Genomic DNA, 23,492 nt, shown 5'->3' with positions numbered 1-23,492 from the left:
CACCACCGTCTTGAGGAAAACAAAATGAATCTCAGTTTTTTCTTTGAAGTGCTCATCGGTGGCCTGTTGTCAGGTGTGATGTATGCACTGGTTGCACTTGGTTTTGTGCTGATCTACAAAGCCTCCGGCGTGTTTAATTTCGCACAGGGTGCGATGGTGTTTTTTGCTGCGCTGACCTGTGTTGGTCTCAGTGAAAAATTTGATCTGTCGATGTGGGTCGCCATACCGCTGACGATGGCAGTGATGATCGTACTGGGTCTGGCTATAGAAAGAATCGTGTTACGGCCACTGGTCAATCAACCCGAAATCACGCTCTTCATGGCAACCATCGGTCTGACCTTTTTCATCGAAGGGCTGGCGCAATTATTGTGGGGTTCCCAACCGCACAAACTGACACTGCCAATCGAAGACGTGCCCATAGAATTTCTGATGGAAAAATTCAATATTCTGGTGTCGCAGTTCGACGTGATTGCCGCCCTGATTTGCGCCATTCTCGTCACCGGTCTGGCACTGCTGTTTTCCAAAACAAAAATTGGGCGGGCGCTGCGGGCAGTCGCGGACGATCATCAGGCCGCACTGGCAGTCGGCATTCCGCTACAACAAATCTGGGGCATCGTCTGGGCAGTTGCCGGTTTTGTCGCACTGGTGGCAGGTTTGCTGTGGGGTGCCCGCAATGGCGTGCAGTTTGCACTGACGTTTGTTGCGCTGAAAGCCTTGCCGGTATTGATCCTCGGTGGCTTCACCTCCGTACCCGGCGCAATCGTTGGTGGTCTGATTATCGGTGCCTCAGAAAAACTGGCAGAAGTGTATATCGGCCCGCTGGTCGGTGGCGGTATCGAGGGCTGGTTCCCGTATGTACTGGCATTGCTGTTTCTGCTGGTGCGGCCGGAAGGTTTGTTTGGCGAAAAAATCATACGCAGGATTTAAACCATATTGCGCTGAGCAAACCCCAATCATATTCTGCCTTGCCAGACAAAAATGGCTGGAAAGGCGCATGAATAATAAGACTTAAGGAAACACTATGTTCTATCGTGAAGCAGGACAATTTAAAACCAGCTATCAGGCAGACAATCAGATATTCCCACTGCGCCAGGACAGAATCGGCGTTGCGCTGTTGCTGTGCGCCGCTTTTTTTGCGGTGCCATTACTCGCATCTGATTACGCTTTTTCTGCGATTTTTATTCCGTTTTTGATTTTTTCACTGGCGGCACTGGGCTTAAATATCCTGACCGGCTATGCCGGCCAATTATCGTTAGGCTCGGCTGCGTTCATGGCAGTCGGTGCGTTTGCTTCCTACAATTTCATGCTGCGTGTACCTGGCATTCCAATCCTGCTGGCATTTGTACTCGGTGGTATTTCAGCGGCAATGGTCGGTATCGCTTTCGGTTTGCCGTCGCTGCGCATACGTGGTTTTTATCTGGCTGCCGCGACGCTGGCAACGCAGTTTTTTGTGGTCTGGTGTCTGACTAAAATCCAATGGTTCACCAATTACAGTTCTTCCGGTGTGATCACCGCGCAGGAAATTGTGATCATGGGTATGAGCTTCAACACACCGGTCAAAAAATATCTGCTGACCCTGTCCATCGTCTGTGTGATGGCTTTACTGGCAAAAAATATGGTGCGCTCGAATGTCGGTCGTTCGTGGATGGCGGTGCGTGACATGGACGTGGCAGCTGAAGTGATTGGCTTTCGCCTGATGCGCACCAAGTTGCTGGCGTTCGCGGTGTCGTCGTTTTATTGCGGCATTGCGGGTGCTTTATATGCGTATGCTTATCTGGGCACGGTCGAACCGGAAGCCTACAACCTCGATCTGTCTTTCCGTATTTTGTTCATGATCATCATCGGCGGCGTCGGCTCTATTCTCGGCTCATTTCTTGGGTCCGCATTTATTGTTTTACTGCCGGTGTTTCTGAATCTGATCGCCCATTTCTTATCGCTACCGACCAACATCGCATCGAATCTCGAATTAATGGTATTCGGCGCGCTGATTATTTTCTTCCTGATTGTTGAACCACATGGGCTTGCACGTTTGTGGCAGATCACGAAAGAAAAACTGAGACTGTGGCCTTTCCCGCATTAAGTTTTTACCGTCGTCGTTTTTTATCAATACAGAGCGCCAAGATGAAGGCGCCGTTCTACCCATCCAACCAACAGGAGACAATATGAAACTGATGAAATCAATACTACTGGCATCGGCAATGATAGGTGCCGTGAATGTCGCGCAGGCAGATGACCAGTACATTCCACTGCTGTCATACCGCGTCGGCCCTTATGCGGCGGGCGGCTCCGGCTTTTACGGCGGCGTCATCGATTATTTCAACCTGATCAATGCCAAAGGCGGACTGAATGGCGTCAAGATCACATGGGAAGAGTGCGAGACTGAATACAATGCTTCGCGCGGTGTTGAATGCTATGAGCGACTGAAAAAATCCCAGGGCGGCGCATCATTAGTTGAGCCGCTGTCCACCGGCATCGCTTACGGCATTCTCGATCGCGTTGCTGAAGATAAAATTCCAATGACAACGCTGGGCTATGGCCGTTCCGACGCGGCCAACGGTAAAGTGTTCCCGTATATTTTCCCGCTGATCACCAGTTACTGGAATCAGGCAGCGGCGATGACGAAATATCTGGGTGACAAATCCGGTGGAATGGATAAGCTCAAAGGGAAGAAAATCGTGCATCTGTATCACGATTCCGCTTTCGGTAAAGAACCAATTCCTGTCCTCGAAGCCCAGGCCAAACAATATGGCTTTGAACTGATCAAAATCCCGGTCGCCCACCCTGGCAATGAACAGCAATCACAATGGCTGCAAATCCGTCAGGCCAATCCTGATTATGTGATTCTGTGGGGCTGGGGCGTGATGAATGCGGTTGCGATTAAAACGGCACAACGCAACGGTTATTCACGTGAAAAAATGCTGGGTGTCTGGTGGGCAGGCTCTGAGGAAGATGCAGTGCCTGCAGGTGATGCGGCAAAAGGCTACACCTCGATGACCTTTAACACACCGGGCAATTATCCTGTACTCGATGAATTGCGCAGCAAAGTGTATGCGGCCGGTAAAGGTAATCTCAGCGATAAAACCCGTATCGGCTCGGTGTATCACATGCGTGGTGTGACTGCCGCGATCTTGTGGTCGGAAGCGATACTGAAAGCGCAGGAAAAATACGGTAAAGGCAAGCAGATGACTTCAGAGCAGATACGCTGGGGTTTTGAAAATCTGAATGTCGATGAAGCACGTCAGAAAGCTCTTGGTGCACTTGGTATGTTCCCACCAGTAAAAACCTCGTGTGAAGACCATGAAGGTTCAGGTGCCGTCAAAGTGCAGCAGTGGACCGGCGACAAGTGGAAAGCCATCACACCGAACTGGGTGGTCGGTGATAAAGCGCTGACCCGCGCGATGCTGGAAGAGTCTTCAAATAAATATGCCGCAGAGAAAAAAATCACACCGGCTTGTCTGAAGTAATTTTTCCTGAATCAGGAGATATCCGGCAACGGATATCTCTGTTACGCCGACCGTCAATACAGGCATATTATGAGCATACATTCCATTTCGTCTGAGAGCGCGATCAACAACCCAGCCTATCTCAGTGTCAACAATATCGAAGTGATCTACGATCATGTGATTCTGGTATTGAAAGGCATTTCCCTGCAAGTACCGCAAGGAAAAATCGTTGCACTGCTGGGTGCGAATGGCGCCGGAAAGTCAACCACGCTGAAGGCTATTTCCACTTTGCTGAAAAACGAACGTGGCGACATCACCAAGGGTGACATTACGTTTCAGGGGCAACGTGTCGATCATCTGACGCCGAACGAACTGGTGAAACGCGGTCTGTCACAAGTGATGGAAGGACGCCATTGTTTCGGTCATTTAAGCGTGGAAGAGAATCTGCTGACGGGCGCATACACACGCACACTCAGCCGGACTGATCTGAAAGCCGAACTGGAAAAGGTCTATCACTACTTCCCACGCCTGCGTGAACGCCGCAATTCGCAAGCGGGCTACACCTCTGGCGGCGAACAACAGATGTGCGCGATCGGCCGGGCGCTGATGGCCAAGCCCAGCATGATTTTGCTGGATGAACCATCGATGGGTATCGCACCGCAACTGGTGGAAGAAATTTTTGAGATCGTCAAAAGCCTGAATCAGCAGGAACAGGTTTCCTTCTTACTGGCCGAACAAAACACCAACATCGCACTACGTTATGCCGACTTCGGTTACATCCTCGAAAACGGTCGCGTCGTGATGGAGGGGGACGCCAGCGATCTCGCGAGTAATGAAGACGTGAAAGAGTTTTATCTCGGTGTTTCCGGTGCTGGTCGTAAAAGTTTCCGCGACATGAAATTTTATCGTCGTCGCAAGCGCTGGCTGGCGTAACAAAGCATCGCTGAACATCACAGAACATCGGCCTCCCCATTCCTATTACGAAGAGAACGTCATGATTGAATATCTGGACGCGCTGGAAACCCGTACCCCGCAGAGCCGCGAACAGGCGCTGATGCAGCGGCTGCCACTACTGATTGCACAGGCGCAAACCGCCGCAGGATGGGCCACGATACTGAAAGAGGTGTCGGCAAATGACATCAACTCACGGCAAGCACTCGCGCAGCTACCAGTGACACGGAAGTCAGACCTCAAAACCTTGCAGCAGCAACAGTTGCCATTCGGTGGTTTAACAACCACGCCGCCGCGCTCGCTCACCAGAATCTTCATGTCCCCCGGCCCGATTTTTGACCCAGAGGGAAAATCACCGGACTGGTGGCGCTTTGCGCGACCTATGTATGCGGCGGGCTTGCGCAGCGGTGATCTGATACAGAATTGCTTTTCCTACCATTTCACCCCGGCGGCATTCATGGTCGAAAGCGCCGCGGCCAGGCTCGGCTGCACCGTGATTCCGGCGGGTATAGGGCAGACAGAAATGCAGGTGCAGGCAATCGCAGAACTGCGCCCCGATGCGTATATCGGTACTCCGAGTTTTTTGAAAATTATTCTGGAAAAAGCGGCCGATAGCGGTACCGATATTTCCAGCATCAAAAAGGCGCTGGTCGGTGCCGAAGCCTTGCCTCCCTCATTGCGCCAATGGCTGAAAGATCATGGCGTGCCGCATGTATTGCAAATGTACGCCAGCGCCGATATCGGCAATATCGCCTATGAAACCATGAGCGATGGTGTGCTGAATCCGGGAATGGTGCTGGATGAAGAGATCATTCTCGAAATTGTGCGTCCGGGCACTGGTGATCCGGTCGCGGAAGGTGAAGTCGGTGAAATTGTCGTGACTTCGTTCAACCCGGATTACCCGCTGATACGTTTCGCCACTGGCGATATGTCAGCGATCCTGCCAGGCATTTCGCCCTGCGGCCGCACGAATCAACGCATCAAAGGCTGGATGGGACGTGCCGATCAGACCACTAAAGTCAAAGGCATGTTCGTTCATCCGTCACAAATTGCGGAAGTCGTCAAACGCCATCCACAAGTACAAAAAGCGCGTTTAGTCGTCAGCGGTGAAATGGCAAATGACGTGATGACCCTCCATTGTGAAACGCCGGATCACAGCGATGTACTGCAAGCCAGTATCATCGCCACTCTGCGCGACGTAACCAAATTACGGGGCGAGGTACTGTTTGTCGCGGCGGGCAGTCTGCCGAATGATGGCAAGGTCATCGACGACACACGCCGCTATGAATGACACTTACTGTTGCTCACTCAGAACGCACATTTTTTTATCCTGTTGAACTGATTGTTCCCCTGTGCAGGGCGCTGAACAGCGCCCTTTTTTTCGCTCCCGCACAGAAAAGTTGAAAATATTCTATAGTGCATCCCAAAGCGCATCCGTACGGAACGCTTTTTTGCCCGTTTTTAATATTCCCTACCCTCATCTGGCCGGAGACCCATTCCATGACGACGCTCGATATCAATAGCAAACAACATCAGGTGGACGTTGATCCATCCACGCCCGTACTGTGGGCATTACGTGACGCACTGGGTCTGACCGGTACGAAATTCGGTTGCGGTCAGGCGCTGTGCGGTGCCTGTACTGTTCACATCAACGGTCAGGCAACACGCTCGTGTGTGACGCCGGTTTCCGCGGTCGCCGGACAAAAAATCACGACGATTGAAGCCATAGCCAACGATAAGGTCGGCAAAGCGGTGCAGGCAGCGTGGATTAAACACGATGTCGCCCAATGCGGTTATTGCCAGAGCGGCCAGATCATGAGCGCCACGGCTTTGCTTAAAACCAATAAAAAACCTGCTGATGCCGACATCGACGCGGCAATGGCAGGCAATATCTGCCGCTGCGGCACCTATGTTCGCATCCGCGCGGCGATTCACGATGCTGCCAGCATGCTGGCTTAATCAGGAGAACAACATGCATTTTGAATCTCATCAGTTGGAAATTCCTAAACACCTGCTCGCGCTCGCCGAAAAGCTGTCGCCGCGGACAGAATCTATGCCGCGCCGTACTTTCCTGAAGATGGCTGGTGCTTCTGGCTTTGCGCTCGGCTGCTATCCTGTTTTCGCCAGTGCCGCAGACGCGCCCGGAACAACGCAGACTGCGACACTGAAACCGACACAGCAACCCGGCGCTTTTGTCAGCATAGACAACAATGGCGTCGTCACTGTGACGATTAATCGTCTCGATTTCGGTCAGGGCGTGCAAACCGGCCTGCCTTTAATTCTGGCGGAAGAGCTCGACGCCGACTGGTCGAAAGTCCGCAGCGTCCACGGTACCAATAATCCCGCTTATGCTGATCCGGCTTTTGGCATTCACCTGACCGGCGGCTCAAATTCGATTAAAAATTCTTACACGCAGTATCGCGAACTCGGCGCCCGTACCCGGGCCATGCTGGTGAATGCCGCGGCTGCGCAATGGAAAGTGGACGCCACCAGTTTAGTCACTGAAAATGGTGTTGTCGTCGGGCCGGGCGGTAAAAAACTGAGCTACGGTGAACTCGCAGAAGCGGCGATGCAGCAAGCCGTGCCGGACACCGTAACACTGAAAGATCCAAAACAATTCAAGTTGATCGGCAAGCCGATCGGGCGTCTGGATGCAAAAGCTAAATCGACCGGCACACAAGACTACGGTATCGACGTCCATCTGCCCGGCATGCTGACCGCTGTCATCGCCCGTCCGCCTGTCTTCGGTGCCAAAATAAAATCTGTTGATGACAGCGCTGCCAAAGCAATCAAAGGCGTGCAGACTGTAGTGCGCATTCCCGGCGACCGAGGCGGCGAATCTGTGGCTGTCATTGCGAATGGCTACTGGCCGGCAAAGCAAGGCCGCGATGCGCTGAAAATTGATTGGGATACCAGCGCCGTTGAAAAAGTCGACAGCGTAGCGCAATTAGCGAGCTACAAAGCGCTGGCAAAACAAGGCGGCAATCAGAAATACAAAGACGATATTTCTGCACTGGCAACCGCGCCGCATCAGATCAAAGCTGAATTCGTCTTCCCTTATCTGGCACACACGCCGATGGAGCCACTGAATTGCACCGTCGCCATCAAAGGCGACAGCGCGGAAGTGTGGACAGGCACGCAGATGCCTGGTTTCGATGGCATGGCGGCAGCGAAAATACTTGGTATCGCTCCAGAAAAAGTGCTGGTACATACACAAATGGCGGGCGGTGGTTTTGGCCGACGCGGTGTCACCACCAGCGATTACGTCAGCGAAGCCTGTCAGGTGCTCAAGGCTGCGCAGAGCGCTGGTCTGACAGCACCGGTACGTACGGTATGGAGCCGCGAAGATGACGTCAAAGGCGGCTACTACCGCCCTATGCATCTGCATACCGCGCATCTGGGCTTTGATGCGAGCGGTAATATACTCGGCTGGGATCACGTGATTGTCGGGCAATCGATCGTTGCCGGGACACTGTTCGAATCCATGATGATCAAAGACGGTATCGATGGCACCGCGGTTGAAGGCATGAAAGAACCGTACACCATGCCGATGCGCCTGACCGTGCATCATCCTAAACAGAATGTACCGGTATTGTGGTGGCGCAGTGTCGGCTCAACCCATACCGCCTTTGTGATGGAAACGCTGATCGACGAAATCGCTGCCACCACAAAACAAGACCCGGTCGCCTATCGCCTGAAACTCATGGCAGGCAAACATCCGCGTCACGAGGCAGCACTGCAGATGGCGGTGGAAAAATCCGGCTATGGCAAAAAGAAATTGCCCGCTGGTCAGGCCTGGGGTGTTGCGGTACATGAATCATTTGAATCCGTGGTGGCCTACGTTGTCACTGCCACCATCAAAAATGGTGTGCCAAAACTGCTGACCGCCACCGCTGGCGTCCATTGCAATCTGGCCGTCAACCCTAAGAGCGTGGAAGCACAGGTACAAGGCGGCGCCTTGATGGGCTTGTCCATGTGTCTGCCGGGCGCGGCAATCACACTGAAAGACGGCGTGGTCGAACAAAGCAATTTCGGTGATTACGTCGTGCCACGCATTACCGACATGCCAAAAGTTGCGGTGCATATCGTGCCAAGCGCCGACGCACCAAAAGGCATGGGTGAACCAGGCTTGCCAGCACTTGCCCCGGCGTTTGCCAATGCACTGGCACGCCTGAACGGAAAGCGCTTACGCGAACTGCCCTTTAAACTGGCGTAAATCCGGTTTCCACAAAGATCAAGCGGGCAATATACTCGCTTAGTTACTACCTCAAAAACGGCGCATCGGCTCACTCAGCGATGCGCCGTTTTTCTAATTCATTTGCTTCACTTTCGACGAATACTCCACGACGGGGAAAAGTCTCACGCCGAAAAAACAAATTCAATCCTGAAATACTTTTTCTTTGCGAAAACGCGACGCTGAGATGCAAAAATAGCGCGATAGCCGTAGTACATGAAGTAAGATCATTCATGCCCTGTGACTAATCGTAGCAAGCTGATTATGAACAGGTATCTGAGCTGCTGAAGTCTGGCGACGTGCTCAGTATTTTTCAAAAAAATAATTCTTATATTTCGAAACCGGAGACAAGTTTATGCGTTCAATATTGAAATTTTTTACTTTTGCTTTTTTCTCTTTGTTCATCAGCCAATCGGTAATGGCGGCGGAACATGGAACACAACAGGAAGCGGAAGCCTTGGTTAAAAAAGCAATCGCCTATCTGAAGGCGAATGGTCAGGAAAAAGCACTGGCCGAATTCAATAATCCTAAAGGCAGTTTCGTCGATCGTGATTTGTACATCTGGGTCACTGAGCTGAATGGCAAGGCGCTGGCACACGGCGCCAATGCGCGTCTGGTCGGTAAAGATTTGCGCAGTCTGCGCGATGTCGATAACAAAGCCTTTGTTGAAGAAGTACTGGCCGGGATTGCCACCAAAGGCAAGGGCTGGGTTGATTACAAATGGCCGAATCCAACTACCAAAGCAATCGAGCAGAAATCCACTTATTACGAAAAAGCAGGCGATCTGGTTTTCGCTTGCGGCGTTTATAAATAAAGCTGTCGTGCCGGCGACGTCATGCAATTCAACGCCGCTCATCTGCGGCTTGATCAGAAATGCATCGCTACACGAAAATCAAAGATGGCAGCAGCGGCAATAAGTTGGATTAAAAGGCACGGCCTACCGAGAAAACGATTTTGCGGTGCCATTCGCCGCTGCTTGCTGTCCCATAGAATTCCGATTTTCTTGCGCCATGCAGTCTGGTCAGATCGAGGGAAACCTGTGCCTGCCAACCATAGTACGAAGTTGCAAGACCCATGCGTGCTTCGCTCAGACTGTTTCGCGCATTGTCGCGGGAATAGAGATAGCCGCCATGCAGAAATGCCTGCCAGCGCTGCATCAAGGCCCATCCACTGTTAAGCTCGGCATACAGTGTGCGCTCGCCAAATCCCAGATAATCGGGAGAGTAATGAAGGCGCAGATTCAGCACTTCGCCAGACAGCCCCGCATAAATTTCCTGAAAATTCCAGTTCGGGCTGGCAGGAAAAAGATAGGTCGTCATGCCCGTCTCCCAGGCCAGACCAGACGACAGACGCTGCGCATAGCCCGCATAACCTGTCCATTGTGCATGGCGACTGTTTTCCGTGGAAAGCTGACCCGACACAACTTGTCCGCCAGCGAACCAGCCAGCCGGATCGTCATAATTCAACACCAGACGCGCTGCCGCTTTATCGTCGCTGAGCGAGACGCCGCGATACATGTAATTGGAAAGAACACCGGCGCTGCCGCTGATCTGTGCGTACACTGCAGGTGCGGAAAAAAGGAGAAAACTGCTCAGGGTGAGCGTGAGAGCCGGCTGCCGGAACTGGATAGACACACGCATGAACATTTTCCTGAAATACGCATAAGGGTTGCACAAAGATCTATCCCCGTCAACGCCGCACTTCCTTCATTCAGTACAATCGCATCATGCAATCTGGCGGCCGGAAACTGAGGCCTGAGCTCTTCCAGCAGCGCCAGCATCCCGGTGACATGCGCAGCCGCGTAGGATGACCCGTTGACCATTCCCCAGCGCCCGCCAGGCATCGTCGTCGGAATATCCCTTCCGGGAGCCAGTAAGGGATGCAAGCCATGGCGTGGCACACCACCATCCGACGCTACCGCAAACACTCCCGGCATATTGGCGGGAAAACCGCCGTCTGGCCGCGCCGGATCCACCGCACCGACCACGCGGATTCCGCGCGCCTGCGCCACTTCAACCAACTGTTGTAATAACCTGTCCGGCGGCCCCGAGAGACTGAGATTAATGATCTGCGCACCTTTCGACACCGCATAATTCAGCGCCTTGGCCAGCGTAAAACTGTTGCAGCGGGTCGCAGCCCCGGTCTGCCAGCATGCACGCAAAGCCATCAGTCGTGCATCTGGCGCAATGCCTTCGATACCGACACCATTGCCAGCACGCGCCACAATGATCCCGGCGACAGCCGTACCGTGCAGCTCAGGAACACGTTGCTGTTCATCGACAAAATTTTCCTCTACTGCCACCTGTCCTGCAAGATCCGGGTGGCTGCTTTCCACGCCGCTGTCGACCACCGCGATCATCACCTTACGCCCGGTTGCCACTTTACGCACCTCATCCAGATGCCACGGCTCAGCGGCAGGCTGCATACGATACAAGGGGTCTTTTCCTGCCTGGGCGACATATCCCTGTATCAGTTGCGCCCACGCGATGCGACGGTCATGCAACAACGCTTCCAATACAGGTGCCGCTGCTTTATCAGCAGGCAGACGCATGCGGTAACAATCGACATTCAACACCGGCATTGCCCAGTCTTCTATCAGCTCGAGCTGATATTCCTGCGCCAGTTCAAGCGCAATGCGCTTACGCGCTGCATGCCCCGCATCTTCACGATAATTCAGGCTGCCATAAGCATCTGTACGGAAGTGTGGCGCCGGCAGATGCAACATCACCAGTATTTCCGCGTGTTCGACTACTGGCGCTTCCGCTTTCACATCAGCCAGCGAGAGGATTTGGGGTAAGTCCTGTTCGCCCGCTGCTATCTCCGCACCGGACAACAGACATAGCACGAGCATCAGAACCCGCATCATGGCGGGCTTCCGGCGGTCAGCGATTCAGCCATTTCCACTGAGCGCTCAGCGCGTAATGCCTGCAGCAATGGCACCTGATGTTCCGGTTCAACTTCCAGCATATAAGCGCCGGTTACGGTTGGTCCCCCGATAATCTGCGCCCCATGCGACTGCAAAATACGCTGCACATCCTGCAGGCGGGCATCCGGTCTGAACACGACCAGCACATCTGGCGTGGCAGCGGCACCACGTCCCAGAGCCTGATATACCGGGGCTTCCTGATGCGGCAAGAGTTGCACTGCCAGCACAACAATGGCGGCAAACTGCCCGGCCATCGCCCATCCCTGCCAACCTGTTGCCTGTAACCAGCGCTGCAGGCGGGTAAGCAGGCGAGCAGGCGGCTCGGATTCAACGACATCGAGCTGCGGCATCAGCCGCGCCAGTGCACGTTCCGGATCAAGACCTGCGGGTAAAGGGCTCTCCGTTGCCAGCAGACTGCGCTGCCAGGTGAGTTCTTCGCGACAGACGGCGCAGTGACGCAGGTGTTCCTGCACACGACCGGCATCCGCCTCGCTCAGCGCACCGGATGCGTACCAGGGCAGCAATTCCTGCAGTGCCTCATGTTCTGCGTCACTCATTGTGATTGGGGTGCTCATTCCATTTCTTCCATATGATCAGACAGCATATCCTTCAGTTTCTGGCGCGCGTGGAACATACGGGTTTTCACCGTATTTACCGGGCACCCCATCGTGTCAGCAATCTCCTGATAGGCCATGCCGTGGTAATAGGTCAGGCTGACGACCACGCGCTGCTCGACTGACAAGCGATCAATCGCCCGGCTCACACCTTGCCGCAGTTGATGCGCCACCATCGCATGTTCCGGCCCATTTCCGGTTTCGCCTGACAGTTCATCCTGCGGCTCCAGCGGCTCATCCAGTCCGCGTAAGGCTTTCAGTCCCTGGCGGTAGGCAATCGAAAAAATCCAGGTCGAGGGTTTGCAACTGCCATCAAACGTCGCCGCCTTTTGCCAGACCACCAGCATCGTGTCATTAATGATCTCTTCAATCAGCGGCACATTGCGTGTCAGACGGTTCAGAAAACGTGCCAGACGGGAGAAATAAACGCGATACAGCGCCTGAAAGGCGAGTTTGTCCCCGCCGGATATTCGCCGTAATACCGCATTCTCATCCAATTCATCCGCCACACCAGCGCTCCTGCCTGTCCGCATGCCATTTCTCCTTCTGGCACGTCTATACCGGGCGGGAGGAGAAAAGTTCAAACCAAATAAAAAAATAAATTTTTGCCGCAATTTTGAACCATTTTCACAGATGCGGGTATTGACCGTCACAACAATAACGGATTGCCCGACCAACGTGTTTGCCTCGCCACCTTTCTTTTGCAGCCATGCCCTTCTCTTTCCTGACGCGGGCACCGTTGTGCGCCTCGTTCTCGTGGCTCCGCTGCTGGAGGAATGGATCATGCGCGCGGGTCTGCATGCGTGGTTGCTGCAACGGACAACAGCACTGCCAGCGCTGTTGGTCTGCGCACTGGTTTTTAGCACCCTGCACTTGAGTGCGGGACTGACGGCAGCAATGCTGGTGTTCTGGCCGGGTTTGTTATTCGGCGTGATTTACCAGCGCTGGCGGGACTGGCGACTGTGTGCGCTGATACATGGCCTGTGCAATTTATTGGTGATCGACGTGTGTGTTTCTTAAACTGATTGGAGTATCGATGAAAAAAATCCGCCCCCCACAACCTCATGCGTTATACGCAGCCGGCATGTGGGCTTTCTTTGCCCTTGCCCCGGCAGCACAGGCAGCCGATGCGCTCAACGGGAAGAGCCTGTATCTGAATGGTCCCGTTTCCGGCGGCACCTCATGTGCATCATGTCACAGTGCCTCCCCCGCAAATAACGTAAGCGGTATTCTCGCTGCCGCGAATAACCCAAGCGTGATCAGCAGCGCTTTTGCCGCCAACCGTGGTGGCATGGGGTCGCTCTACAACGGCAAATTCAATGCCGCCGAGATTGCCGATCTTGCTGCCTTCATCGGTAATCCGAATGTGACCGCCTCTGCAGTCGCCTCGCTGGCACCGGCCAGCCTGTCATTTGCAGGCACCACCGTCGGTCAGAACAGCAACGCCCTCAGTACAACGCTCACCAACAGTGGCAATGCCACGCTGAACATCAGCGCTATCAGCGTCGGCGGTAATCATGCCAGTGACTTTGTCATGAACGGCGGTAGTTGTAGCGCAGGCAGCGTACTGGCTGCAGGTGCTGCATGTCAGGTGCAACTGGTATTCCGTCCGTCGGCAGCCGGTGCACGCAGCGGCACACTGACAATTAATCACAACGCCACGGGTGGCAGCAGCAGTATTCCGCTGAGTGGCACCGGTAATGCCGTACCAACGGCCACGGTTGCGATTTCTGCCAACTCCCTGAATTTCGGCTCAATGCTGACCGGTAGCACTTCACCGGTACAGACCATCACCGTGAATAACGCCGGGCAGGCAACGCTGAATTTCAGTGCCATCTCGCTGTCCGGTACGAATGCCACGATATTCAGACTGGGCGGCACGTGTGCAACGTCCGCTCCCGTTGCAGCGGGCGGCAGTTGCACCGTCACCGTCACCGCCAATCCTGCTGTTGCCGGTGCATTCAGTGCAAATCTGAATCTCGTCTCAGACGCCAGCAACAATAATGTCACCGTCAGTCTGGCTGGCAGTGCCAGTGCTGCCGCACCGTCGCTGGTAGCCAATCCGGGCGCAGTGTCATTTGGCACACAAACGATAGGTGCTACTGCCACAACGCAAAATGTCAGCATCAGCAATCAAGGCAATGTACCGATCAACTTCAGCAGCATTGCTGTCAGTGGCGCTCCGGCAGTATCGATCGGTAGCGGCGGTTGCGCCGGAACGCTGGCGGTGGCGGCGAGTTGCAACGTGCCACTCTTATTCGCACCGACGGCGACAGGAAATATCAGCGCCACACTGCTGATACGCTCCAATGCACCGGATCTGTCTGTCAGCGTCAGCGGTTCAGGCACCACCGCTGCCGTAGCACGCCCTGTGATGTCGGATACCGCTGCCATCGCCTTCGCTGATACACAGGTAGGGCAACAGGCCAGCGCACACCGCACCACGCTGAGCAATAACGGCAATGCCGCGCTGAAGATCACATCGCTGGTCATCGGCGGCACTCATACCGGAGATTTTGCACTGGCAGGCAGTTGCGTTACCGGTGCCACAGTCAGCCCCGGCGGCAACTGCAGCATTGATTCCAGCTTCAGGCCGACGGCCACCGGCAGCCGGAACGCCGATCTGTTGCTGGTGACAGACAGCGGCGCACAATTCAGCGTGCACCTCAGCGGTAACGGCATCGCCGTACCGACAACAACACCCAGCCTGACCAGCAACCCGCAGTCGTTTGATTTCGGCAAGGCTGCCATCGGTAGTCAGGGGGCACTGAAACGCTTCACACTGACCAATACCGGCAGTGCCGCACTGACGCTCAACAGCGCCAGCTTCAGCGGACCATTTGCCATCGTCAGCGACAGTAACGCCTGTGCTTCCTTCCCGCTGACACTGGCTGCCGGTGCCTCTTGCGATTTACCTGTCAGTTTTGTCCCATCAACGGCTGGCAGCATCAGCGGCAGTCTGCAACTGCAGGCCAGCAACGGCAACTGGACGATCGCTCTCAGCGGTCAGGGTGAGGCCGCTGCTCCGGTGAATAACACGGGCGCACAGTCACAGAATCGTGGCGGTGGCGGCTGCTCCGTAGCACAGGATGGCAATGACCCGATGTTAGCGGTGCTCGTTGCACTGGCCGCAGGTGTGTTGGTGTGGCGACGTCGCCGTGCCAGCGCCGCAAACGCTGCGACCATTGCGACAACGCTGGCCAGTGTTGCAACTTGCGCCGTACTCGCATTGCCTGCACCGGCATCGGCACTGGAAACCGGCAAACCGGCGCCAGCCTTCACGCTGAATGGGCCTGACGGCAGCGTCAAACTCGATCAGTATCAGGGCAAACTGATCTACGTCGATTTCTGGGCTTCATGGTGCGGCCCTTGTCGCCAGTCTTTTCCATGGATGAATGAAATGCAGGCTCGCTACGGCAATCAGGGTCTGCAAATCATCGGCATTAACGTCGATGCCAAAGTGGATGACGCCCGCAACTTCCTTGCTAGCACCCCTGCCCGCTTCGTTATCGCTTTCGACCCTAACGGTACTGCACCGCGTGCGTACGGTATCAAGGGCATGCCCAGCAGCGTATTGATAGGACAGGATGGCAAGGTGCTGTATGAACACAGTGGCTTCCGCGCAGCTGATCGTGAGCAACTGGAAAGCCGTATCAAAACAGCACTGGGAGTCGCCAAATGAGCAGCTGTATTCAGATTCGCCGGGCAATCCGTCCGGCACTCCTGCTGTGCGCCATCGTCAGCGGGCTTTCCGGCTGTGCGCTGACGCCGGTGAAAGCCTGGGAAAAAGGCGAGCTGGCGCGTCCCGACATGCTGATGCAAAACGACGGGCTCGCCACCCGTTTCAATGAACATATCTACACCAGCAAAGAAGCGGCATCCGGCGGCAGTGCCGTCGGCGGTGGCGGCTGCGGCTGTAACTGACAAGGACTACCATGGATCAACAAAAACAGCCCTCCTTAGGACAGGCATTGCTGGCAGCAGCGATGCTGCTGCCAGGCGTCGTTCACGCTGAAACGGCACCTGAACGCGGTGCCATCAGTGTGAAATACCTGCAATACAAAGAAGACCAGGCGGGCATGGACAGAATACGGGTACATGCGCCTGCGGTGTCGGTGCTGGCACCAATCGCCGGTGAATGGTCGCTGGCGGCCAGCGTGACCACGGATGAAGTTTCGGGCGCGTCACCGCGTTATCACACCGCGGTTTCAGGTGCTTCACGGATGTCCGATTTACGCAAAGCGGGCGATGTTGCCGTCACGCGCTATCTGCCGCAAGGCAGTATCAGTGTCGGTGCGGCCTTCTCTACCGAGCATGACTATCGCTCACGTGCGCTGTCGCTGCAAGGCAGCCTGCTCAGCGAAGACAAAAACACGACCTGGACATTCGGCGTTGGCGGCTCGGACGATGCCATCAATCCAACAAACCGTATCGTCACCAATGAAAGCCGTCAGACGATCAATGTCCTCGCGGGTATCACGCAGGTTCTTACCCCGGTCGATATTGCGCAACTGACGTACACTCACAGCGCCGGACATGGCTACTATTCCGATCCGTACAAACTGGCAGACAACCGCCCGCGTACGCGTGATCAGAACACCTTGCTGCTGCAATGGAATCATCGCTTCATCAATGCCGATGCCAGCAGCCGCCTGAGCTACCGCTATTACCGCGACAGCTTCGGCATCAGTGCTAACACCGTGTCGGCAGAATGGGTGCAGTCCTTATCCGGCGGCTGGACCATCACACCGGCACTGCGGGGGTATTCGCAGCGCGCTGCGAATTTCTATTTCGATCCGGTCTACGATGCCAGAATCGGCCCGCCATTCCCGCCCGGCTATGTCTTCGGTGGCTCCGCACTGACTTCGGCGGATCAACGTCTGTCAGGCTTCGGTGCGATCACCGCCGGGTTGAAAATTGCCCGGCAAATCAATCAGGACTGGAGTGTGGATATGAAACTGGAACGCTACGAACAACGCGGCTCGTGGCGTCTGTTCGGCAGCGGCAGTCCGGGTCTGGCACCGCTACGCGCGACCAGCCTGCAAGTAGGATTCACACGACTGTGGTAATGCCGGTGCACACTGTCGCGTTCATTGCCATGGGCAGCCGCTGCGAGATACGTATCGCTGCAGCGGCTGCCATTGAAGGGCAACACCTCGCGGCACAGGCGATCGCGGAAGTTCATCGCATTGAACGCAAATACTCCCGTTACCAGAGCGACAGTGTGCTCAGCCGCATTAATGCGGCGGCGGGTTTGCGCGCGGTCGCCTGTGACGAAGAAACTGTGGCACTGCTGACGTATGCCGACATGCTGCATACCGCGAGTGACGGTCGTTTTGACATCACTTCCGGTGTGCTGCGGCAGGCCTGGAATTTCCGCCACAACGCGCTACCGCCTGCAGCCGACCTGGAAAAATTACTACCGCTGATAGGCTGGAAAAAAGTCGTGCGCGACAAGGCAAGCGTCTTTCTGCCCACAGCGGGAATGGAATTGGATTTCGGTGGTTTCGGCAAAGAATATGCCGTTGATCGTGCGGCCGAAGTGTTGACGCGGCTGGGTGTGCAACATGGCTACGTCAATCTCGGTGGTGATATGCGTTTTCTGGGGCCGCGCCCTGATGGCAGCAGCTGGCAAATCGGCATTCAGGATCCACGTGCCGGCGATGCGACGGTGGCGAGCATTCCGGTCAGCCGGGGCGCACTGGCCACCAGCGGCGATTACGAACGGTTTATGGAAGTCGATGGCAGGCGCTACTGTCATGTGCTCAATCCGCACAATGGCATGCCGGTGTCGTACTGGCGTTCCGTCAGTGTGCTGGCACCGCTGGCAATTACTGCAGGCAGTTGTACCACAACCACGATGCTGCTGGAAAAAGACGGGCTCGGCTTTCTCGAGCGTTCCGGCATGAGTTACCTGGCCATCAATGACGAAGGTCAAATTTTTCGGAGAATACAATGAGTTCCTTTATTCACTGGCTGTGCGCGCTGCTGTTCGCGGTGTGGCTGCCATCTGCACAAGCAGAAGATTTTCTCTCACCCGAGCAGGCGTTTGTGCTGAAAGCAGAACTGCGCGATGCCCATACCATCCGGCTTCAATGGACGATGCCGCCGGATTATCACCTGTATCGAGAACGGCTGTCCTTTACCGGTCCAGGTATAAAACAACCATCTCTGCCGAATGGAAAACGTCAGTTTGACGACAACCTTGGAAAAGAAATGGAAGTTTATTATGGCTCGCTTACGCTGGATGTGCCATACACCGGCACCGCACCATTTGAACTGACCGTGGGCTATCAAGGTTGTGCCGATGCTGGTCTGTGTTACCCACCTGTCGCACGCACCTACAGCGTTAACCCTGCTGTTCCAGGGGAGCTGGTGGCCGCCTCCATGGATGAACCCGTTACCGCACCTGCTGCCACACAGGTAAGCACACCAGCTGCAGCACCAGCCCCGGCTGCCGCTGCAACAGAAGACGATACCTCGCTCGCACAACGCACCCTGCAAAGCGGCAGCGCATGGCGTATCGGCGGCGCATTTCTGGTCTTTGGTCTGCTGCTCTCTTTTACGCCCTGCGTATTGCCTATGGTGCCGATTCTGTCATCGATCATCGTTGGTGAAGGCAGCGTCACACGCAAACGCGGCCTGCTGCTGGCAGTGGCTTACAGTCTGGGCATGGCGCTCGTCTACACCGCTCTAGGCGTTGGCGCTGGGCTTGCCGGTGAAGGACTTGCAGGGGCACTGCAAAAGCCATGGGTGCTGCTGACCTTTGGCGCACTGTTGTTTGCGTTAGCGCTGTCGATGTTTGATGTCTACCAGTTGCAACTGCCGAGCGCGCTGCAAAGCCGCCTGAGCGAATCGAGCGGACGTCAGAGCGGCGGCAAAATCGCCGGTGTCTTTATCATGGGGGCGCTGTCAGCAATGATCGTCGGCCCTTGTGTCGCGGGGCCGCTGGCAGGGGCGCTGCTGTACATCAGCCAGACCGGCAATGCAGCCACCGGTGGCTGGGCTTTATTCTCCATGGCAATCGGCATGAGCGCACCATTGCTGCTGACAGGGTTGTCCGCGGGCAGTCTGCTGCCGCGCGCCGGGGCATGGATGAATAATGTGAAAAAAGTCTTCGGTCTGCTGCTGATTGCGGTGGCGATCTGGATGATCAGCCCGATACTGCCGGTCACCGCCATGATGGTTCTGTGGGGAACATTCGCGATTCTGTGTGCAGCCTTCCTGCCCACTGGCAAAGCCCTGCCGCCGGGTGCTGGCATCGGTGCGTACGCCGCCAAAGCGCTCGGTATCGTCATGTTGCTGATTGGTCTGTTTGAACTGATCGGTGCCGCCAGTTCCGGCACGGATGTACTGCAGCCACTGGCGCATCTGCGCGGCGGCAAAGCGTTTGCCGGAGAAAAAACTGCGGCGCAGGAAAACACACACTTCACCCGCATCCGCAATGTCGCCGATCTGGACAAAGTGCTGGCAACGGCCAGCAAACCTGTCATGCTGGATTTTTACGCGGACTGGTGCGTCGCCTGCAAAGAGATGGAACGCATGACATTTTCAGACAGCCGCGTTGCTGCGGTGCTGCAAGGAATACAGCTCATTCAGGTCGATGTCACCGCCAATAACACAGATGACCGTGCGCTGATGAAACGCTTCCAGCTCTTCGGTCCACCGGGCATTATTATGTTCAATACCCGCGGTACAGAAGTAACGCAAGCCCGCGTGATCGGTTTCATGCCACCCGACACCTTCCTGCGTCAGCTTCAGCGCATAGCCAACTGAAGCAACTGAACCAACTGAACGAGAACTCCTGATGATTATTCATTCCCGACTCCTGATTCTGGGCTCCGGCCCGGCTGGCTACTCGGCGGCCGTCTACGCCGCCCGCGCCAACCTGCAACCAACGCTGATTACCGGCGTTGAACAAGGCGGTCAGTTAATGACCACGACTGAGGTCGAAAACTGGCCGGCAGATCCCATGGGCGTGCAAGGCCCGGAACTGATGGAACGCTTCCGCCTGCACGCCGAACGCTTTGGTACACGCATGATTGCCGACCATATACACACCACCCATCTGCATGAAAAGCCGATTCGCCTGATCGGTGACGCCGGTGTTTATACCTGCGATGCCCTCATCATCGCCACCGGCGCATCGGCACAATACATCGGTTTACCCTCAGAGCAAGCCTTTATGGGACGCGGTGTTTCCGCCTGTGCCACCTGCGACGGATTCTTTTACCGCGGACGCGAAGTCGCCGTCATCGGTGGCGGCAATACCGCGGTGGAAGAAGCACTCTACCTGTCGAATATCGCCGCCAAGGTTACGCTGATCCATCGGCGCGACAAATTCCGCGCCGAACCTATACTGGTTGACCGCCTGATGGCGAAAGTTTCACAGGGAAGTGTTGCGCTGAAGCTCAATGCCCGCTTGCATGAAGTGTGCGGCGATCAGAGCGGCGTGACCGGCCTCATTCTGCAACAGGAAAACGGCGAACTGGAATCCTTATCCGTGCACGGACTGTTTGTCGCCATCGGTCACAAACCGAACACCGCCATTTTTGAAGGCCAGCTAACCATGCATCACGGCTACCTCAAAACCCGCAGCGGCAATGAGGGCATGGCGACCGCGACCTCGGTTGACGGGGTCTTCGCAGCGGGCGATGTGCAGGATCAGATCTACCGTCAGGCCATCACCAGCGCGGGCACCGGCTGTATGGCTGCACTGGATGCGCAACGCTATCTGGAACAGCTGGAACACTGATGTTTTACCGCGTATCCGGGTTTGCCAGCAATACGTTCAGATATGAGAAATATCAGGGCTAGAAACCTCGCACCAGAGCGTATTGCCAGATGATTCCCGGATACGCTCCTGCGAGCGAATGCAGGGCAGAGGGAGGCGGTAGAAAAACCGCGCACAGAACTAAACTACAAAACTAAACGCGGGCGTCACGTTGCTTAAGGTAATAGCGCTGCAACGATTAAATGATCAATCCCAGGCATCAGGATCGATCACGCCGATTGCGCGAAATGCCGGTTTGCAGAATAAATATCCTTGCATTAACTCGATACCGGCAGCGCGCAAGAAATCGCGCTCCGCTTTGGTTTCTATGCCTTCGGCCAGCACGCGCACATTCAAGCCGGCACAGATTGCAACAATGCCATGCACGATCACTTGTTTAGGCTTACTGGTGTCGATATCGCGGATCAGATCCATATCGATTTTGACAATATCCGGCTGATATTCTGACAGCAGATTCAGACCGGCATAACCGGCACCGAAATCATCGATCGCGGTACGGAAACCGAAGCGGCTGTATTCGCGGAAGATGTTGACCAGATGCGGCCGGTCATCGACCCGCTCACCTTCGGTCACTTCAAAAATAATACGCTCGATAGGAAACTGATAGCGCTGCGCCGCTTCAAACGTGCTGCGTATGCAGGCGGCTGGCTGATAGACCGCGTTTGGCAGAAAATTGATCGACAAATATTCCTGCAAACCGAGTTCTGCTGCGCCCCGGATCGCCTCAACCCGGCACGCCTGATCGAATGAATAACGATTCTCATCCGTCACTTTAGACAACACCGAAAATGCCGATTCGCCATTCGGCCCGCGCACCAGCGCTTCATGCGCATAGATAGTACGACTGCGCAGATCAACGATGGGCTGGTAAGCAAATGCAATATCAAAATCAAGCTGCTGACCTTCTTTACATTTCTGGCAAGCAGGCGACGGTGTATTGCTCTGAGCGAGAGGATGCAAATTCATATCGAACCTATTTTTTCTGGTGAGAACAGCGCCGCTTCAGGCACGCTATTTGTGGCCTGGCATCAGGCGCATCTGATTTTATGCAGAACATGGTACCCCGATTCGGTACGATCGTCATGTCTTCCAATGCGATGCGCGCATCACCGGAAGCGCTAACCTGGTCGTCAGTGTCAACCTGAGGACCAGCCTTCTCCGCATAAAAATAAGCGGTGCGGGCGGAATCTGCGTGGAAGAATCAGAGAAGGTCTTCAGCGGACTGCGCGCAGCCGGGAGCCGCGCGACGCATGGTGGGGTAAAAATATACTCCCCCCGGTATATTTTGAAGCCCTTTATTCTCAAGGAGATAAAGGGGTTTTATATAAAATATGGGGGGAGTATGCTGAATTCTCAGCGAGATTCTTTGATCAGGCGGCCTGCTGTCTTTTGCAGAGGGCGGGCATTCATCGGATACAGGCGACCGAAAATCGCAATCTGTTCAGAGGAAATTTCCACGGCTTCTTTCATCACCATCCACAACACTTCTTCACTGCAAGGTGGTGTGGTCAGCGAACCCATGTAAGTGTAGTAATCGCGTTTCTCTGGCAAGAGCTGATTGATATCAATCGCTGTCGGTGCGGCCAGAGCCAGATTTTTTTCCAGCGGCAAATTGTTCCAGATCTGCTGCACGATGTTTTGCGCTTTGCCGCGTTCTAACAATACGGCGACCACCGCCAGTTTGCCGTCGGCATCTTTGTGCACCAGATGCACGACCATATCAAAACTCCGGCCATTGACGCGTTCTTCGGATGGTTTATGGAAATGGAACTGCAGCAATTCGTAATTGCGACCCATGATGCTGATGTAATTACCCGCTGCCACATTAACCTGTATCGTATGGCCATTATCAATCACGCTGAAACCGGACGGCTTGTAGTCAAAGTTGATTGGTTCGAGATCGACGCGGATACCGTCGCGGATATCGATCGGTGACTGACGATCGCCGATATCGCATTTCGCATTCGCTGAGTTGAGCTTGCCCCAGTTGGTCGGGCCGCCTTCGCCATCGTAACTCCAATGCACGGCACCATGTCCACCCATCGCCGCGATAATCGCCGAAGAACCGTGTTCGTTTCCTTCTTTCGGTTTGGCTGGTGTGACTTTTCTGGCTGGTGCCACATACGCCGGAGAACGAGGAATGGCGCGGGTTGAGGCGCGTGCCACTTCGTCTTTTTCTTTACGTAAAAGGGCAAGACGTTCTGCAATTTTGACCGCCAGCTCATCGGCAGCCATGGCATCTTTAGCAGCGTCTTTGCTTTCTTTCGACTCTTTTTCTTTGGAAGATTTACGCGTCTCTTTTTCTTTTTCCTTAGGCGCAGACGCCTCTTCTTTTGCAGAAGCAGATGCCTGTTTGATCGGCTTGGACGGTGGGGATGATGCGTCATTCGCCTGAGCGGATAGTGCAAGCATCAGGGAAATCAGGAGAGCAGAGCAGCGGCGCATAATTAGACGGAATCAGGTCGGGATAGTCTGTTTACGGCCTGCACTGTTTAAACTTGAATTCCATCAGGCAATTTAACAATCCGCC

21 protein-coding genes are annotated in these 23,492 nt (G+C 54.9%); 15 read left to right on the top strand and 6 right to left on the bottom strand.

Features of this window, described 5'->3' with window-relative positions; translation table 11 throughout:
• The first annotated feature begins 24 nt into the window (after positions 1 to 24).
• From KDM87_RS15575 to KDM87_RS15540, 8 genes are all read left to right on the top strand, one after another.
• Positions 25 to 927 (top strand): branched-chain amino acid ABC transporter permease, encoded by a 903-nt coding sequence (locus KDM87_RS15575; RefSeq protein WP_186884312.1) that lies wholly within the window; start codon positions 25 to 27, stop codon positions 925 to 927.
• Positions 928 to 1,021: 94 nt separating this feature from the next.
• Positions 1,022 to 2,080, top strand: a complete 1,059-nt coding sequence (locus KDM87_RS15570; protein WP_212680008.1) for a branched-chain amino acid ABC transporter permease — start codon at positions 1,022 to 1,024, stop codon at positions 2,078 to 2,080.
• An 82-nt stretch (positions 2,081 to 2,162) separates the two neighbouring features.
• Positions 2,163 to 3,464, top strand: coding sequence for an ABC transporter substrate-binding protein (locus KDM87_RS15565; RefSeq protein ID WP_212680006.1), 1,302 nt, complete (start codon positions 2,163 to 2,165; stop codon positions 3,462 to 3,464).
• A 69-nt stretch (positions 3,465 to 3,533) separates the two neighbouring features.
• A complete protein-coding gene (locus KDM87_RS15560; protein ID WP_212680004.1) occupies positions 3,534 to 4,376 on the top strand; it encodes an ABC transporter ATP-binding protein in 843 nt (280 codons plus the stop codon).
• 61 nt (positions 4,377 to 4,437) lie between these two features.
• Positions 4,438 to 5,685 carry a phenylacetate--CoA ligase family protein gene (locus KDM87_RS15555; protein ID WP_212680002.1) on the top strand — a complete coding sequence of 416 codons (1,248 nt, stop codon included), beginning with the start codon at positions 4,438 to 4,440 and terminating at the stop codon, positions 5,683 to 5,685.
• A 209-nt stretch (positions 5,686 to 5,894) separates the two neighbouring features.
• Complete coding sequence (locus KDM87_RS15550; RefSeq protein WP_212680000.1) at positions 5,895 to 6,353, top strand: (2Fe-2S)-binding protein; 459 nt, start codon at positions 5,895 to 5,897, stop codon at positions 6,351 to 6,353.
• Positions 6,354 to 6,366: 13 nt separating this feature from the next.
• Positions 6,367 to 8,610 (top strand): xanthine dehydrogenase family protein molybdopterin-binding subunit, encoded by a 2,244-nt coding sequence (locus KDM87_RS15545; protein ID WP_212679999.1) that lies wholly within the window; start codon positions 6,367 to 6,369, stop codon positions 8,608 to 8,610.
• A gap of 373 nt (positions 8,611 to 8,983) precedes the next feature.
• Positions 8,984 to 9,442: a cache domain-containing protein gene (locus KDM87_RS15540; protein ID WP_212679997.1), complete on the top strand. Its 459-nt coding sequence runs from the start codon at positions 8,984 to 8,986 to the stop codon at positions 9,440 to 9,442.
• A 109-nt stretch (positions 9,443 to 9,551) separates the two neighbouring features.
• On the opposite strand, the gene KDM87_RS15535 is transcribed toward KDM87_RS15540, so the two are convergent.
• From KDM87_RS15535 to KDM87_RS15520, 4 genes are read right to left on the bottom strand one after another with little or no spacing between them, the layout of a single operon-like run.
• Complete coding sequence (locus KDM87_RS15535) at positions 9,552 to 10,268, bottom strand: TorF family putative porin (protein ID WP_212679995.1); 717 nt, start codon at positions 10,266 to 10,268, stop codon at positions 9,552 to 9,554.
• Positions 10,220 to 11,494, bottom strand: a complete 1,275-nt coding sequence (locus KDM87_RS15530; protein WP_230407825.1) for a S8 family peptidase — start codon at positions 11,492 to 11,494, stop codon at positions 10,220 to 10,222. The genes KDM87_RS15535 and KDM87_RS15530 overlap by 49 nt, the downstream gene beginning before the upstream one ends.
• Complete coding sequence (locus tag KDM87_RS15525; protein ID WP_212679994.1) at positions 11,491 to 12,129, bottom strand: zf-HC2 domain-containing protein; 639 nt, start codon at positions 12,127 to 12,129, stop codon at positions 11,491 to 11,493. The genes KDM87_RS15530 and KDM87_RS15525 overlap by 4 nt, the downstream gene beginning before the upstream one ends.
• A complete protein-coding gene (locus KDM87_RS15520) occupies positions 12,126 to 12,701 on the bottom strand; it encodes an RNA polymerase sigma factor (RefSeq protein ID WP_212679992.1) in 576 nt (191 codons plus the stop codon). Before KDM87_RS15520 ends, KDM87_RS15525 begins: the two co-directional genes overlap by 4 nt.
• 208 nt (positions 12,702 to 12,909) lie before the next feature.
• Here KDM87_RS15520 and mrtJ point away from each other — a divergent pair, with 208 nt between their 5' ends.
• Genes mrtJ through trxB form a run of 7 tightly spaced genes read left to right on the top strand, consistent with a single transcriptional unit; the run spans position 12,910 to position 20,923 of the window.
• On the top strand, positions 12,910 to 13,188 hold the full coding sequence (mrtJ, locus tag KDM87_RS17895) for a JDVT-CTERM system glutamic-type intramembrane protease MrtJ (RefSeq protein ID WP_212679990.1): 279 nt from the start codon (positions 12,910 to 12,912) through the stop codon (positions 13,186 to 13,188).
• Between the two features lie 16 nt (positions 13,189 to 13,204).
• Positions 13,205 to 15,850 (top strand): choice-of-anchor D domain-containing protein, encoded by a 2,646-nt coding sequence (locus KDM87_RS15510; protein WP_230407824.1) that lies wholly within the window; start codon positions 13,205 to 13,207, stop codon positions 15,848 to 15,850.
• On the top strand, positions 15,847 to 16,092 hold the full coding sequence (locus KDM87_RS15505; protein WP_212679988.1) for a DUF4266 domain-containing protein: 246 nt from the start codon (positions 15,847 to 15,849) through the stop codon (positions 16,090 to 16,092). The genes KDM87_RS15510 and KDM87_RS15505 overlap by 4 nt, the downstream gene beginning before the upstream one ends.
• A gap of 11 nt (positions 16,093 to 16,103) precedes the next feature.
• Complete coding sequence (locus KDM87_RS15500; protein ID WP_212679986.1) at positions 16,104 to 17,237, top strand: DUF3570 domain-containing protein; 1,134 nt, start codon at positions 16,104 to 16,106, stop codon at positions 17,235 to 17,237.
• The gene (locus KDM87_RS15495; protein WP_212679984.1) at positions 17,237 to 18,127 is read left to right on the top strand and encodes an FAD:protein FMN transferase; all 891 of its coding nucleotides are present in this window, start codon (positions 17,237 to 17,239) and stop codon (positions 18,125 to 18,127) included. The genes KDM87_RS15500 and KDM87_RS15495 overlap by 1 nt, the downstream gene beginning before the upstream one ends.
• Entirely contained in the window at positions 18,124 to 19,944 is a 1,821-nt protein-coding gene (dsbD, locus tag KDM87_RS15490; protein WP_212679981.1) for a protein-disulfide reductase DsbD, read from the top strand. The genes KDM87_RS15495 and dsbD overlap by 4 nt, the downstream gene beginning before the upstream one ends.
• A 31-nt stretch (positions 19,945 to 19,975) precedes the next feature.
• Positions 19,976 to 20,923, top strand: coding sequence for a thioredoxin-disulfide reductase (gene trxB / locus KDM87_RS15485; protein ID WP_212679979.1), 948 nt, complete (start codon positions 19,976 to 19,978; stop codon positions 20,921 to 20,923).
• Between the two features lie 225 nt (positions 20,924 to 21,148).
• Here the strand turns inward: trxB and KDM87_RS15480 are convergent, their stop codons facing one another.
• Together KDM87_RS15480 and KDM87_RS15475 are read right to left on the bottom strand one after the other, a co-directional pair.
• Positions 21,149 to 21,928, bottom strand: a complete 780-nt coding sequence (locus tag KDM87_RS15480) for an EAL domain-containing protein (RefSeq protein ID WP_212679977.1) — start codon at positions 21,926 to 21,928, stop codon at positions 21,149 to 21,151.
• Between the two features lie 387 nt (positions 21,929 to 22,315).
• Complete coding sequence (locus tag KDM87_RS15475) at positions 22,316 to 23,374, bottom strand: carbonic anhydrase (protein ID WP_230407823.1); 1,059 nt, start codon at positions 23,372 to 23,374, stop codon at positions 22,316 to 22,318.
• Positions 23,375 to 23,492 lie beyond the last annotated feature (118 nt).

This window comes from Cognatundibacterium rivi, from assembly GCF_018139565.1.
In the GTDB taxonomy this organism is placed as follows: Bacteria; Pseudomonadota; Gammaproteobacteria; order Burkholderiales; family Burkholderiaceae_D; genus Undibacterium; species Undibacterium rivi.
This window is presented reverse-complemented; position numbering and strand designations above follow the sequence as displayed.

Excerpts from the sequence above, each read along its gene's own strand:
- KDM87_RS15575 (WP_186884312.1), top strand. The coding sequence starts at position 25 with ATGAATCTCAGTTTTTTCTTTGAAGTGCTCATCGGTGGCCTGTTGTCA.
- KDM87_RS15570 (WP_212680008.1), top strand. The coding sequence starts at position 1,022 with ATGTTCTATCGTGAAGCAGGACAATTTAAAACCAGCTATCAGGCAGAC.
- KDM87_RS15565 (WP_212680006.1), top strand. The coding sequence starts at position 2,163 with ATGAAACTGATGAAATCAATACTACTGGCATCGGCAATGATAGGTGCC.
- KDM87_RS15560 (WP_212680004.1), top strand. The coding sequence starts at position 3,534 with ATGAGCATACATTCCATTTCGTCTGAGAGCGCGATCAACAACCCAGCC.
- KDM87_RS15555 (WP_212680002.1), top strand. The coding sequence starts at position 4,438 with ATGATTGAATATCTGGACGCGCTGGAAACCCGTACCCCGCAGAGCCGC.
- KDM87_RS15550 (WP_212680000.1), top strand. The coding sequence starts at position 5,895 with ATGACGACGCTCGATATCAATAGCAAACAACATCAGGTGGACGTTGAT.
- KDM87_RS15545 (WP_212679999.1), top strand. The coding sequence starts at position 6,367 with ATGCATTTTGAATCTCATCAGTTGGAAATTCCTAAACACCTGCTCGCG.
- KDM87_RS15540 (WP_212679997.1), top strand. The coding sequence starts at position 8,984 with ATGCGTTCAATATTGAAATTTTTTACTTTTGCTTTTTTCTCTTTGTTC.
- KDM87_RS15535 (WP_212679995.1), bottom strand. The coding sequence starts at position 10,268 with ATGCGTGTGTCTATCCAGTTCCGGCAGCCGGCTCTCACGCTCACCCTG.
- KDM87_RS15530 (WP_230407825.1), bottom strand. The coding sequence starts at position 11,494 with ATGATGCGGGTTCTGATGCTCGTGCTATGTCTGTTGTCCGGTGCGGAG.
- KDM87_RS15525 (WP_212679994.1), bottom strand. The coding sequence starts at position 12,129 with ATGAGCACCCCAATCACAATGAGTGACGCAGAACATGAGGCACTGCAG.
- KDM87_RS15520 (WP_212679992.1), bottom strand. The coding sequence starts at position 12,701 with ATGCGGACAGGCAGGAGCGCTGGTGTGGCGGATGAATTGGATGAGAAT.
- KDM87_RS15510 (WP_230407824.1), top strand. The coding sequence starts at position 13,205 with ATGAAAAAAATCCGCCCCCCACAACCTCATGCGTTATACGCAGCCGGC.
- KDM87_RS15505 (WP_212679988.1), top strand. The coding sequence starts at position 15,847 with ATGAGCAGCTGTATTCAGATTCGCCGGGCAATCCGTCCGGCACTCCTG.
- KDM87_RS15500 (WP_212679986.1), top strand. The coding sequence starts at position 16,104 with ATGGATCAACAAAAACAGCCCTCCTTAGGACAGGCATTGCTGGCAGCA.
- KDM87_RS15495 (WP_212679984.1), top strand. The coding sequence starts at position 17,237 with ATGCCGGTGCACACTGTCGCGTTCATTGCCATGGGCAGCCGCTGCGAG.
- dsbD (WP_212679981.1), top strand. The coding sequence starts at position 18,124 with ATGAGTTCCTTTATTCACTGGCTGTGCGCGCTGCTGTTCGCGGTGTGG.
- trxB (WP_212679979.1), top strand. The coding sequence starts at position 19,976 with ATGATTATTCATTCCCGACTCCTGATTCTGGGCTCCGGCCCGGCTGGC.
- KDM87_RS15480 (WP_212679977.1), bottom strand. The coding sequence starts at position 21,928 with ATGAATTTGCATCCTCTCGCTCAGAGCAATACACCGTCGCCTGCTTGC.
- KDM87_RS15475 (WP_230407823.1), bottom strand. The coding sequence starts at position 23,374 with ATGCTTGCACTATCCGCTCAGGCGAATGACGCATCATCCCCACCGTCC.